This window comes from Streptomyces griseoloalbus (assembly GCA_014650015.1).
In the GTDB taxonomy this organism is placed as follows: domain Bacteria; phylum Actinomycetota; class Actinomycetes; order Streptomycetales; family Streptomycetaceae; genus Streptomyces; species Streptomyces griseoloalbus.
In genome coordinates this window covers 19,690-32,687 of record BMUD01000009.1, presented here as the reverse complement: position 1 = coordinate 32,687, position 12,998 = coordinate 19,690, and the positions used below count along the sequence as shown (strand labels likewise).

Below are 12,998 nucleotides of genomic sequence, written 5' to 3'. Positions count from 1 at the left end.
CCGGCACATCAGGTCCGGCGACGCGGCGGCCCGGCGGCGCGCCTCGTCCGCCGTGACACCCTCGCCCGCGGCGGGCTCGACGGCCGGCCGGACCGCGCGCCGGGGCAATGGCCGCTGCTGCTCCAAGTCCCCTGCCGTTCACCGGACCTGACGGGAATTTCCTCGTAGTTGTCATTGACATGCCAGCGTCTACGCGCGTCATCATGGGGTCATGCGATTCCCCCCACGCGCCGCTCGGACCGGCGCCGCAGCCGTACTCCTGTCCACCCTCCTCCTGGGCGGCGCGGTCTCCGCGACCACCGCCCACGCCGCCGGCCCGGTCGCCTCCGCCTCCGTCCTGGCGGTCGGCGACATCTGCTACACCGACCTGCCCCCCGAGGCGCACGACACGCTCGACCTGATCGAGCAGGGCGGCCCCTACCCGTTCGACCAGGACGGGACCGTCTTCCAGAACCGGGAGGGCCTGCTGCCCGGCCAGTCCAGCGGCTACTACCACGAGTACACGGTGATCACGCCCGGTTCCCCCACCCGTGGCGCGCGCCGCATCGTCACCGGTGAGGAGCACCAGGAGGACTACTACACCGCCGACCACTACGCCTCGTTCGACCTGGTCGACCACGGCTGCTGACCGCCCGGCCGGAGGTCCGGCCGGCGATCAGCCGGACCTCCGGCCCCGGCTCTCCGCGGCGGCGAACAGGGCGACGCCCAGCACGAGCAGGGCGATGCTCCCGTAGACCTCGTAGCCGTCGAGGAAATCGAACCGCCGCACGAGCCCCCCGTCCCAGTCGGAGAACTCGCTCACCATTCCCGCCACCCCCTGCACCACGGCGAGGAAACCCAGAACCCCCAGCAATTGCCTCATGCCACCGACTCTCGCCCCGCGGACCCCCCACCCACATCGGCCGCGGGGCGAGCCCTGTCCGACGGAAGGACACGATGCGCGCCGGCCGGCGCGCCGAAAGTCTGCGGTGCCGCGACTTCGGTCGACGATCCCGCCGGACCCGCGACGCCCACGGTGCCCCTTGCGTAGATTCGTCGACTGTGACTGGTGACAGGGCGGCGCAGTACGCCCAGGAGTTCACGGGGCCCCGATGGTTCTTCCCGTCCGCCCTCATCCACCAACTCGACCCCGACGAGGCCCGCTCCGGGCGCAGGCCCCGGCGCACCGCACGCGACTGGCTCGTCGACTTCTCCTGCTTCCTGCTGGCCGTCGGGGTGGGCCTGCTCGCCGCCGACGCGCTCACCGCCAACGCCCGCGTCCCCGCCTCGCTGGCCACCGCCGACCAGGTGCTCGGCGCGCTGTCCTGCGCCGCGGTCTGGCTGCGCCGGCGGTGGCCGCTCGGACTGGCCGCCGTGATGGCCCCGGTCGGCTCCGTCTCGGAGACCTCGGGCGGCGTGGCCATGATCGCCCTGTTCTCGCTCGCCGTGCACCGGCCCTTCCGGTACGTCGTCTGGGTGGGCGGCGCACAGGCGGCATTCGTCCCGCTCTACTTCTGGTGGCGCCCCGATCCGGATCTGCCGTATCTCGCCTCGGTCATCCTCTTGATGGCGATGACGGTCGCCGTCGTGGGCTGGGGCATGTTCGTACGGTCCAAGCGGCAGCTCATGCTGAGCCTCAGGGACCGGGCCCGGCGCGCCGAGACGGAGGCGAGGCTGCGGGCCGAGCAGGCGCAGCGGCTCGCGCGCGAGGCCATCGCGCGGGAGATGCACGATGTGCTCGCCCACCGGCTGACCCTGCTGAGCGTGCACGCGGGCGCCCTCGAGTTCCGGCCCGACGCCCCGCGCGAGGAGATCGCGCGGGCGGCCGGCGTCATCCGGGAGAGCGCGCACGAGGCGCTGCAGGACCTGCGGGAGATCATCGGCGTGCTGCGCGCCCGGGAGTCCGACGACTCGGGCCGGCCGCAGCCGACGCTCGCGGCGCTCGACACCCTGGTCGCCGAGTCCCGGCAGGCCGGCATGAAGGTCACCCTGGACCACCGTGTCAACGACGCCGCGGACGCCCCCGCCTCCGTCGGCCGCACCGCCTACCGGATCGCCCAGGAGGGCCTGACCAACGCCCGCAAGCACGCCCCCGGCACGGAGGTCACCGTGTCCGTCACCGGCGGCCCGGGGGAGGACCTCACCGTGACCGTGCGCAATCCCGCGCCGGGAGGGGACGTACCCGCCGTGCCCGGCGCCGGGCAGGGCCTGATCGGTCTCACCGAACGGGCGAACCTCGCGGGCGGCACCCTGAAGCACGGGCCCACCTCCGACGGCGGGTTCGAGGTACGGGCGCGGCTGCCGTGGGGCTGAACCGCGGCCCGCGCGGTGCGCCGAACTCCCCGGGACACGGCGCCGGTCCGGCGGATCGGGCGCTTCTTGTGTCCTGCCCCGTCCGGCCGTGATTACGTACCGCCCATGGCTGCGATCAGAGTGCTCCTCGTCGACGACGACCCGCTGGTGCGGGCCGGGTTGTCCTTCATGATGGGCGGCGCCGACGACATCGAGATCGTCGGTGAGGCGGGCGACGGCGGCGAGGTCGAGGAGCTCGTCGACCGCACCCGCCCGGACGTCGTCCTCATGGACATCCGGATGCCGACGGTCGACGGTCTCACCGCGACCGAGTCGCTGCGCGGGCGCGAGGACGCCCCGCAGGTCGTGGTGCTCACCACCTTCCACGCCGACGAGCAGGTGCTGCGGGCGCTGCGCGCGGGCGCCGCCGGGTTCGTCCTCAAGGACACCCCGCCCGCCGAGATCGTCGCCGCGGTGCGCCGGGTCGCGGCCGGCGATCCGGTGCTGTCGCCCACCGTCACCCGGCAGTTGATGGCCCACGCGGCCGGCACCGCCGCCGACACGCGGCGCACCCGCGCGCGAACGCGGGTCGGCGGCCTCAACGACCGCGAACGCGAGGTCGCCGTCGCGGTCGGCCGCGGTCTGGCCAACGCCGAGATCGCCGGGGAGCTCTACATGAGCGTGGCCACGGTCAAGACCCATGTCTCCCGGATCCTGGCCAAGCTCGACCTCAACAACCGGGTGCAGATCGCCCTGCTCGCCCACGACGCCGGCCTCCTGGAGGAGACCGACGGCCCTTGAGGATCCGGACGCCCGCGGGATGCGCCTGCGCCGGCTCCCGCGTCAGGTGAACGCCGCGGTCGCCCCGCTCGTGAGCTCCGCCGGCCGGACGGGTCTGCGTTCCCGGCGGGACAGCTCGCACGCCTCCGCGATCAGCAGGGCCTGAAGGGCCTCGCGTCCGTCGCAGGGGTTGGCCCGCTCGCCGCGCACCACCTCGACGAACGCGATCAGCTCGGCCTCGTACGCGGCCGCGAACCGCTCCAGGAACCCCGTCCACGGCCTGTCCGCGGCGGGCGGCCCGGTCGGCTCGGTGGACGCGATCGGCGTACGGTCGTCCAGGCCGACGACGATCTGGTCCCGCTCCCCGGCGAGCTCCATGCGTACGTCGTAGCCCGCGCCGTTCATCCGGGTCGCGGTGACGGTGGCGAGCGTGCCGTCGTCGAGGGTGAGGAGCGCCGCGCCCGTGTCGACGTCGCCCGCCTCGCGGAACACGGCGGGTCCGGCGTCGGACCCGGCGGCGTAGACGTCCACGACGTCCCGGCCGGTCACCCAGCGCAGGATGTCGAAGTCGTGGATCGAACTGTCCCGGTACAGGCCGCCGGACTGCGGCAGATACCCGGCCGGCGGCGGCTCCGGGTCACTGGTCATCGCCCGTACGGTGTGCAGCCGCCCGAGCCGTCCGGAGCGCACCGCCTCGCGCGCGCCCCTGTAGCCGGTGTCGAACCGGCGCTGGAAGCCCATCTGCAGCACTGTCCCGGCGGTCTCGACCTCCGTGATCGCCTGTAACGTGCCCGCGAGGTCCAGGGCGATGGGTTTCTCGCAGAACACCGGCAGCCCCGCGCGTGCCGCCCGGCCGATCAGATCGGCGTGGGCGGACGTGGCCGCCGTGATCACCACGGCGTCCACCCCCCAGGTGTAGATCTCGTCCACCCCGGGCGCCGCCGTCTCGCCGAGCCGGTGGGCGAGGGCCTGGGCCCGCGCCGGATCCACGTCCGTGAGGATCAGGGAGCCGACGTCGCGGTGCCTGCTGAGTGTGTGGGCGTGAATGGTGCCGATACGGCCCGTACCGATGACCCCGATGCGCATGGAAACAAAGTGGGCCCGGCGCCGCTCCCTGTCAATTCGTATGTCCGGACAACCGGACTACACGACTTCCCGTCAACAGCGCACGGGGCTACGCTCGGGCCGTGCCGAAACCAGAAGTGGACCCGACCGTGCAGCTGGAGCTGAGCGTGGACCGCGGCTCCCCCGTGCCGTTGTACTTCCAGCTGTCCCAGCAGCTGGAGTCCGCCATCGAGCGCGGCGTGCTGACCCCCGGCACCCTGCTCGGCAACGAGATCGAGCTCGCCGCGCGGCTCGGCCTGTCCCGTCCGACCGTCCGCCAGGCCATCCAGTCCCTCGTCGACAAGGGTCTGCTGGTACGCCGCCGCGGGGTCGGCACCCAGGTGGTGCACAGCCAGGTCAAGCGCCCGCTGGAACTCAGCAGCCTCTACGACGACCTGGAGGCGGCCGGGCAGCGACCCGCCACCAAGGTGCTGGTCAACACCGTCGTCGCCGTGTCCGCCGAGGTCGCGGCCGCGCTCGGCGTGGCCGAGGACAGCGAGGTGCACCGGCTCGAACGGCTGCGGTTCACACACGGGGAACCGATGGCGCACCTCTGCAACTACCTGCCGCCCGGCCTCCTCGACCTGGACACCGGGCAACTGGAGGCCACCGGTCTGTACCGGCTGATGCGGGCCGCCGGGATCACCCTGCACAGCGCCCGCCAGACCATCGGCGCACGGTCCGCCACCGCCACCGAGGCCGAGCGGCTCGGCGAGCAGACGGGCGCCCCGCTGCTCACCATGCAGCGCGTGACCTTCGACGACACCGGGCGCGCGGTGGAGTTCGGCACGCACACCTACCGGCCCTCGCGCTACTCCTTCGAGTTCCAGCTGCTCGTACGGTCCTGAGCACCGCGGCGCCCGCCGCGCACCCGCACTCCGCTTCGTCGCATTGTCCGGACAATGTGACCGGCTTGTGGTCCCCCGCGCGGGGACGCCCGGTGTCCGTGTCCGGAAGGGGGCGTTTGGGGCTGCTGTGGTCATCAGCCCCTTGCGCACGCAACCAGCGGGGGCGTTCACCCCCGCCCTTCCCTGGGCCGCCGCGGCCGAACGGGCGTCCTCCGCCCGTTGGCCGAGGCCGCCGTGAACGACACCATCCGCTTCCTGTACTCCCCGACGGCGAGGCCCAGCAGCGGGCGCAGCTCGTGGACGCGGCCGTCGACAAGAAGGCGGACGGCACCGGGACCGCATCACCTGGGACGAGCCGGCAAGGCGGACGGCCGGCGGAGACGAGCTGAACGGCCTGCGCCACTGTCCGGGGCGCGGGGAACTGCGCGACCGGCCCCGACGCACCCGCACCCGGCCATGATCCGCACCACGCACCCGGGATCTGTTCGGCACCCGGCGGAGCCGTGCGGCACAATCGCACACGATGAGCACCTACCGCGACTTCACCGCCCCCATCGGCTCCCGCCGTGCCCCGGTCCTGAGAACCGTCGGCACCAGGGAGCGCCGCTCCCACCTGACGGCGCCCCGTGTCCCGACGGTCGGCATCGACATCGGCGGCACCAAGGTGATGGCGGGCGTCGTCGACGCCGACGGCAACATCCTGGAGCGGCTCCGCACGGAGACCCCGGACAAGTCCAAGAGCCCGAAGGTCGTCGAGGACACCATCGTCGAACTGGTGCTGGACCTGTCCGACCGGCACGACGTGCACGCGGTCGGCATCGGCGCGGCCGGCTGGGTCGACGCCGACCGCAACCGCGTGCTGTTCGCCCCCCACCTGTCCTGGCGCAACGAGCCGCTGCGCGACCGCCTCGCCGGCCGCCTCGCCGTCCCCGTCCTGGTCGACAACGACGCCAACGCCGCCGCCTGGGCGGAGTGGCGCTTCGGCGCCGGGCGCGGCGAGGACCACCTCGTCATGATCACCCTGGGCACCGGCATCGGCGGCGCGATCCTGGAGGACGGGCAGGTCAAGCGCGGCAAGTACGGCGTCGCCGGTGAGTTCGGCCATATGCAGGTCGTCCCCGGCGGCCACCGCTGCCCCTGCGGCAACCGCGGCTGCTGGGAGCAGTACAGCTCCGGCAACGCGCTGGTCCGCGAGGCGCGCGAGCTGGCCGCGGCCGACTCGCCGGTCGCCTACGGGATCATCGAGCACGTCAAGGGAAACATCGCCGACATCAGTGGCCCGATGATCACCGAGCTGGCCCGCGAGGGCGACGCGATGTGCATCGAACTGCTCCAGGACATCGGCCAGTGGCTCGGCGTGGGCATCGCCAACCTCGCCGCCGCCCTCGACCCCTCCTGCTTCGTCATCGGCGGCGGCGTCTCCGCCGCCGACGACCTGCTGATCGGCCCCGCGCGGGACGCCTTCAAGCGCCAGCTCACCGGCCGCGGCTACCGCCCCGAGGCCCACATCGTCCGCGCTCAGCTCGGCCCCGAGGCCGGCATGGTCGGCGCCGCCGACCTCGCCCGCCTGGTCGCCCGCCGCTTCCGCCGCGCCAAGCGCCGCCGGGTCGAGCGGTACGAGCGCTACGAGCGGTACTCGGAGGCCCGGCGTACCACCCAGGAGTCGCTGTGACCGGCGAGTTTCCCCAGCAGGCAGGTTTCCCGGGCGAGCCCCGCCCGGCCGAGGACCGGCGGCACATGATCCGCCGCAGGTCGCTCACCCTGCTGATCATCGTGCTGCTCATCGGCATCCCGGCCGGCTATCTGGTGATCTCCGCGAACCAGAGCAGGGCCAGCGGCAAGGACAAGGAGGCGAAGTACTCCGCGACCGGGCTGACCTACGGCTGGCCGTCGAAGCTCCAGCGCCGCCTCTACCAGGTGCCCGTCCCGCACCCCGCCTGGTGGGTGGCCACCTACGAGACCAACAACTGGAAGACCAGCCGCCTGTACGTCGAGTTCGAGACCACCGACGCGGGCCTGAGCGCCTTCCTCACCAGCATGGGCGTGCAGCAGAACGATCTGAAGCGGGACGACATCACCATCGGCGAGCGCGACCGGAACGTCACCGGCTGGACCTTCGACGGCCCCGGCACCTGGTCGGGACTCGTCCACGAGCAGAAGAGGCCGGCGCCCACGCACGACATCGTCGTCCACCACAACAAGCCGGGCTACCCGAGGGTGTACCTCGTCTCCCGTACCGTGCCCTGATCCCGCACACCGATCCGCACCGGCCGCCGGGGCCGATTGTCAGACCCCGCCCGTAGAGTCGAAGACGGCTGATCCGGCACGCGGGCGGGAGGTGACCAGACGTATGAGCGAGCGGACCGTGACGGCCGGGCGGGACACGACCGGACCCGGCGGCACGGGCGGGGCGGACATCCCCGTCCGGCTCGCCGCCGTCTTCCTGCCCGCGTCCCTCCCGCGCGAGGGACGGATCGCCTTCTACGACCCCGAGGGCGCCCCCGGTGGGGAAGGCGGCCTCGGACCGCTCGACGCCGGATCCGCGCCCGACGGGGCGGCCATGCCCGAGCGCGACATGACGGCCGCATCCGAGCCCGACGGTCCGGCCGGACCCACGGTCGACGGGGCCGCCGGACCCGAGTCCGCGCGACGCACCGGACTCACCGTCGTCCGGCCGCACGGCGCCGGAGTGCGCCGGCGGACCACCCCCGCCCTGTCCCTCCCCGTCGACGAGGCACTGCCGCTGCTGGTCCGCGCCCGGCACGACCCCGCGGCCCACCCCGCCACCGCCTGCTGGGGCGCCGCCGCCCTGCACGCACTGCGGCTCACGGCCCGCGGCCGGCTGCTGCCCGGCCTGACCGCCACCGGCCACGACGCGTGGCGCGCCGGCCCGCTCGACCCGGACGACGTGGCCCACCTGCGCGCGGTGGCCGCCGCCCTGCCCTACGAGGGTTACGCCGTCCCGCTGCCCGGCCCAGGGCCCATCCGGCTGCCCCGGCCGGAAGCGCTGGTCCGCGCCTTCCTGGACGCGGTCGCCGACACCCTGCCCCGCACCCCGGCCGCGCCGTACGCCTCGGGACTGCCGTTCGCCGCGCGGAAGCCCCAGCGGCTGCCCCACGCCCACGACTGGGCCGCCGAGGTCGCCGCCGGCATGGACGCCGGGGTACGGATCTCGCTCCGCCTCGACCTGTCGGCGTACGACCTCTTCGACGCCGGCGAGGGAGCCGGCGGGGACGGGAGCGGCGCGCGCGGCGCGGGTGCCGCGATCGTGCAGGTGCACAGTCTCGCCGACCCGACCCTGGTGGCCGACGCGGCGGCCCTGTGGGCGGGCGAGGCGGACAGCGCCTTCGGCCCCCGCGCGCGGGTGGACGCCGCCCTCGCCGTCCGCCGCGCGGCCCGTGTCTGGCCACCCCTGGACCGGCTCTCCGACCAGGACGTGCCCGACGTGCTGGCCCTGTCCGAGGACGAGCTGAACGATCTGCTCGGCGTGGCGGCCACCCGGCTCGCCGCGGCCGGGGTCGCCGTGCACTGGCCCCGGGACCTCGCGCAGGACCTGACCGCCACGGCGGTGGCCCGCCCCGCCCCCGGCTCCGCGACCGACGGCACCGGCTTCTTCGAGAGCGAGGACCTGCTGCGGTTCGGCTGGCAGCTCGCCCTCGGCGGCGATCCGCTCACCGAGGCGGAGATGGACGCGCTGGCCGAGGCCCACCGTCCGGTCGTCCGGCTGCGCGACCAGTGGGTGCTGGTCGACCCGGCCCTCGTCGCCAAGGCCCGCAAACGGGACCTGGGGCTGCTCGACCCGGTCGACGCGCTGTCCGTCGCCCTCACCGGCAGCACGGAGATCGACGGCGAGACGGTCGAGGTGGTCCCGGCCGGAGCCCTCGCCGCCCTCCACGCCCGCCTGACCGCCGGCGTCCTGCCCGCCGAACCGCCGCCCGGCCTCGACGCCACCCTGCGCGACTACCAACTCAGGGGTCTGGCCTGGCTCGACCTCATGACCTCCCTCGGCCTCGGCGGCTGCCTCGCGGACGACATGGGCCTCGGCAAGACGATCACCCTCATCGCGCTGCATCTCAAACGGGCCCGCACCGAACCGACCCTGGTGGTCTGCCCGGCCTCCCTGCTCGGCAACTGGCAGCGGGAGATCACCCGGTTCGCCCCCGGCGTCCCCGTCCGCCGCTTCCACGGCCCCGACCGCAGCCTGGACGATCTGACCGGCGGCTTCGTCCTCACCACCTACGGCACCATGCGCTCCGCCGCGCCGGCCCTGGCCGGGCACGCCTGGGGCATGGTCGTCGCCGACGAGGCACAGCACGTCAAGAACCCCCACTCCGCGACGGCGAAGGCCCTGCGCACGATCCCGGCCCCCGCGCGGGTGGCGCTGACCGGCACCCCCGTGGAGAACAACCTCTCCGAGCTGTGGGCCCTCCTGGACTGGACGACCCCGGGACTCCTCGGCCCCCTGAAGTCGTTCCGCGCCCGGCACGCGCGCGCGGTGGAGACCGGCGAGGACGAGGAGGCGGCCCGGCGCCTCGCCCGACTGGTGCGCCCCTTCCTGCTGCGGCGCAAGAAGTCCGATCCCGGCATCGTCCCCGAACTGCCTCCCAAGACCGAGACGGACCATCCCGTACCGCTCACCCGCGAACAGGCCGCGCTGTACGAGGCGGTGGTGCGCGAGTCGATGACGGCCATCGAGACCGCGCAGGGCATGGGCCGCCGCGGCCTGGTGCTGAAACTGCTGACCTCGCTGAAGCAGATCTGCAACCACCCGGCGCTGTACCTGAAGGAGGAACACACGCGGGCCGGCGGCGACCGGCTCGCCGCCCGCTCCGGGAAACTCGCCCTGCTGGACGAGCTGCTGGACACCCTCCTCGCCGAGGACGGCTCGGCCCTCGTGTTCACCCAGTACGTCGGGATGGCCCGCCTGATCACCACGCATCTCGCCGAGCGCGCGGTCCCGGTCGACCTCCTCCACGGCGGTACGCCGGTGCCGGAGCGGGAGCGCATGGTGGACCGCTTCCAAGCCGGGGCGACCCCGGTGCTCGTGCTGTCCCTGAAGGCCGCAGGCACCGGCCTCAACCTCACCCGCGCGGGCCACGTCGTCCACTTCGACCGGTGGTGGAACCCCGCGGTCGAGGAACAGGCCACCGACCGTGCCTACCGCATCGGCCAGACCCAGCCCGTCCAGGTCCACCGCCTCGTCACCGAGGGCACGGTCGAGGACCGTATCGCCGAGATGCTGGCGACCAAGCGCGCCCTCGCCGACGCGATCCTCGGCTCCGGCGAGTCGGCCCTCACGGAACTGTCCGACCGCGACCTGTCCGACCTGGTGTCCCTGCGGAGGCCGGCATGACCCCCCGCCCGTCGGACGAGGCCCGCGAGGCCCTGCGCGCGGCACGCGCCCGGGCGACCCGCGACCCGGCTCTCCCCGGCACCCCGGATCAGCCGCCCACCACCGCGCCGTCCACCGAGTCGTCGACCGCGCCGGAGCACCGCCCGGGTGACGTGGCCCGCGAGGCCCTGCGTCGCGCGGTGCGGGCCCGGCGCGCCTCGGAACCGGCGACCGGTACCGCTGCCTCCTTCAGCAGCGACCCCGACGGCACGGACCGGATCGCCCCGCAGGACGCGACGTCCGAGGCGGCCGAGGTGCGCCTCGACGACGCGCTGTCCGGCGAGGGGACGTCCGGCGAGGTGGCACCCGATGAGGTGACATCCGGCGGGGTGCGGTCCGGCGGGAGGGCATGGGGTGAAGTGGCGGGCGGAGGCGTCGTGTCCGGCGAGGTGGCACCCGATGAGGTGACGTCCGGCGGGGCGCTGTCCGGCGGGCGGGCTTGGGGCGAAGAGGCGGGCGGAGGCGTCGCGTCCGGCGACGTCACGGTCGGTGAAGTGGCGTCCGGCGGGGCGCGGTCCGGCGGGCGGGCGGCGGACGAAGGGGCAGGCGCTGACGTCGCGTCCGGCGAGGCGGCGTCGGACGCGGCGACAGGGGGAGGCGCGGCGTCCGGTGAGCCGGTGCCTGACGGCACGGCGGGCGCAGGCCGGGCAGGTGACGAGGTGCCGTCCGCCGGCAGAGCGGGTGACGGCGCGGAGTCGGAGGACGGCCGGGCCGACGCGGCGACAGCCGGCCCGGTGTCCTCCGGTCCCGGGGCGGTCACGGGGCCGGGCGACGCGGCCCGCCCGGCCCGGCGTCCCGGGGACATCGCGCGGGACGCTCTGCGGTCCGCCCGCCAGGAGGCGCTGCGCGCCCGCGAGGAGGCCGACGACCGGCACGGGCGGGCCGGAACACCGCGACGGCGCGCACCCTCGCCCGCCCCTCGCGTCCCGCGCACCACGCGCGGCGACCGTGCCGCCGACGACCGTGCGCGTGAGGTACGCGCGGCGCTCGCCGACGCCTTCCACATGCCCGCCCCGACGGACGCCCCACAGCGGGAGCCCGTCCCCGACGCCCGCACCCACCCCGAGACCTCAGCCACCGCCACGCCCCACGCTCCCCCCGCCCCGGCCCCGTCGGCCCCACCCGGTCCCGCGCGGGACACCGCCCCCACCCCCGCGTCGCCGCCGACGACGCCCGACGCCCCCCACGCCACGCCGCGTTCCATGGCCGCCCCCGCCCGGGACGGCGACCTCCGCCGCACCTTCCCCGCGTTCCCGCCCCGCGCCTCGGACGGCGAGGGCCTCACCGAGACCTGGTGGGGCCATGCGTGGGTCACCGCGCTGGAGGACGGCGCTCTGGACGCCGCGCGCCTGGCACGTGGGCGCGGATATGCCGAGCAGGGTCACGTCGACGCCATCACCGTGACGCCCGGCCTCGTCCTCGCCTATGTGCGGGGCAGCCGCCCGCGGCCGTACCGCGTGCAGGTGCGGCTGCGGACGTTCGGGGACGCCGAATGGGAGAGGTTCCTGGACGCCGCCGCCGAGCGGCCCGGCCACATCGCGGCACTGCTGGACAAGGAGATGCCCCAGTCACTCGCCGACTGCGGAGTCCCGCTGCTGCCCGGCCCCGGCGACCTCGCCCCGCGGTGCAGCTGCCCCGATTCCGGCCACCCCTGCAAGCACGCCGCGGCCCTGTGCTACCAGACGGCCCGGCTCCTCGACGCCGACCCGTTCGTGCTGCTCCTGCTGCGCGGACGCGGCGAGCGCGAGGTGATCGACGCGCTGTCCCGGCTCAGTGCCGCCCGCGCGGCCCGCGCCGCCCAGGGAAAGGAACCGGAGCCTCTGCCCGGCGTACGGGCCGCGGAGGCCCTCGCCCGCCGCGACCGCGGGCTTCCCCCGCTCCCGGCCCCGTTGCCCCCGCCGCCGCACCCCGAGCAGCCACCCGTGTACCCCGCGTCCCCGGGTGGGCCGGACCCGTTCGCGCTGGACCAGCTGGCCACCGACGCCGCCGCCCGCGCGCACGCCCTGCTCACCACCGGCCGCGACCCCGTCCGCCGGCTCACCCTGTGGCACGACGCGGTGCGTCTCGCCGCCGCCCGCCCCGGCTCGGGCCTGACCGCGGCCACGCGCGCCCTGTACTCCTCGCTCGCCACCGCCACCGGCCGTACCCCCGCGGAGCTGGCGCGCGCGGTCGCCGCCTGGCGCCAGGGCGGACGGACGGGCCTCGCCGTCCTCGAGGAGCCGTGGGACCCGCCGGCCGGCCGCTTCGACCGCGCCCGCCCCCTCCTCCTCGCCGCAGACCTCCCCGCCTTCCGCCCCTGGCGCAACCGCCTCACCCACCCCCGGGGCCATGTCCAGCTCCGCCTCGGCCGCGACAACCTGTGGTACGCCTACGAGTCCGAGCCGGGCCACGACGACTGGTGGCCCCGTGGCACCCCCGACCCGGACCCGGTGGGCGCCCTGACCGGTCTGGACACACCGGGCGACCTGTGAGGGCCGGCGGTGAGGACCAGGTGAGAGTCCGCCGGACCGTGTCGCCGGAGCCGGGCGCGCGGCTGCGGGCCATGATCACCACGTTGCCGGAGGCGGCGGTCGCCGACCTGCCCCGTGGTGCCGCCGAGGCGC

The 12,998-nt window shown here is 74.9% G+C and carries 10 protein-coding genes; 8 read left to right on the top strand and 2 right to left on the bottom strand.

The features are described from left to right. The first annotated feature begins 211 nt into the window (after positions 1-211). Positions 212-628: a guanyl-specific ribonuclease gene (locus tag IE178_RS15515; RefSeq protein WP_184761348.1), complete on the top strand. Its 417-nt coding sequence runs from the start codon at positions 212-214 to the stop codon at positions 626-628. A gap of 27 nt (positions 629-655) precedes the next feature. On the opposite strand, the gene IE178_RS15510 is transcribed toward IE178_RS15515, so the two are convergent. Continuing rightward, positions 656-862, bottom strand: coding sequence for a hypothetical protein (locus IE178_RS15510; protein WP_193512695.1), 207 nt, complete (start codon positions 860-862; stop codon positions 656-658). Between the two features lie 179 nt (positions 863-1,041). Between IE178_RS15510 and IE178_RS15505 the strand changes: the two genes are divergently transcribed. Then, positions 1,042-2,292 carry a sensor histidine kinase gene (locus tag IE178_RS15505; protein WP_318280076.1) on the top strand — a complete coding sequence of 417 codons (1,251 nt, stop codon included), beginning with the start codon at positions 1,042-1,044 and terminating at the stop codon, positions 2,290-2,292. Positions 2,293-2,397: 105 nt separating this feature from the next. Beyond that, positions 2,398-3,072, top strand: coding sequence for a response regulator transcription factor (locus IE178_RS15500; RefSeq protein ID WP_193512693.1), 675 nt, complete (start codon positions 2,398-2,400; stop codon positions 3,070-3,072). Between the two features lie 42 nt (positions 3,073-3,114). Here IE178_RS15500 and IE178_RS15495 read toward each other — a convergent pair whose 3' ends face one another. After that, positions 3,115-4,137 carry a Gfo/Idh/MocA family protein gene (locus IE178_RS15495; protein ID WP_184761344.1) on the bottom strand — a complete coding sequence of 341 codons (1,023 nt, stop codon included), beginning with the start codon at positions 4,135-4,137 and terminating at the stop codon, positions 3,115-3,117. A gap of 128 nt (positions 4,138-4,265) precedes the next feature. Between IE178_RS15495 and IE178_RS15490 the strand changes: the two genes are divergently transcribed. The 5 genes from IE178_RS15490 to IE178_RS15470 all read left to right on the top strand — a co-directional run bounded on the left by IE178_RS15490 (position 4,266) and on the right by IE178_RS15470 (position 12,866). Continuing rightward, a complete protein-coding gene (locus IE178_RS15490) occupies positions 4,266-5,003 on the top strand; it encodes a GntR family transcriptional regulator (protein ID WP_184761762.1) in 738 nt (245 codons plus the stop codon). A gap of 523 nt (positions 5,004-5,526) precedes the next feature. Beyond that, entirely contained in the window at positions 5,527-6,675 is a 1,149-nt protein-coding gene (locus IE178_RS15485; protein WP_184761343.1) for an ROK family glucokinase, read from the top strand. Further along, on the top strand, positions 6,672-7,250 hold the full coding sequence (locus IE178_RS15480; RefSeq protein ID WP_184761342.1) for a sugar kinase: 579 nt from the start codon (positions 6,672-6,674) through the stop codon (positions 7,248-7,250). The genes IE178_RS15485 and IE178_RS15480 overlap by 4 nt, the downstream gene beginning before the upstream one ends. A 103-nt stretch (positions 7,251-7,353) precedes the next feature. Then, positions 7,354-10,356: an SCO1167/SCO6262 family helicase gene (locus IE178_RS15475; RefSeq protein WP_193512692.1), complete on the top strand. Its 3,003-nt coding sequence runs from the start codon at positions 7,354-7,356 to the stop codon at positions 10,354-10,356. Beyond that, on the top strand, positions 10,353-12,866 hold the full coding sequence (locus IE178_RS15470; protein ID WP_438874380.1) for an SWIM zinc finger family protein: 2,514 nt from the start codon (positions 10,353-10,355) through the stop codon (positions 12,864-12,866). The genes IE178_RS15475 and IE178_RS15470 overlap by 4 nt, the downstream gene beginning before the upstream one ends. Positions 12,867-12,998 lie beyond the last annotated feature (132 nt).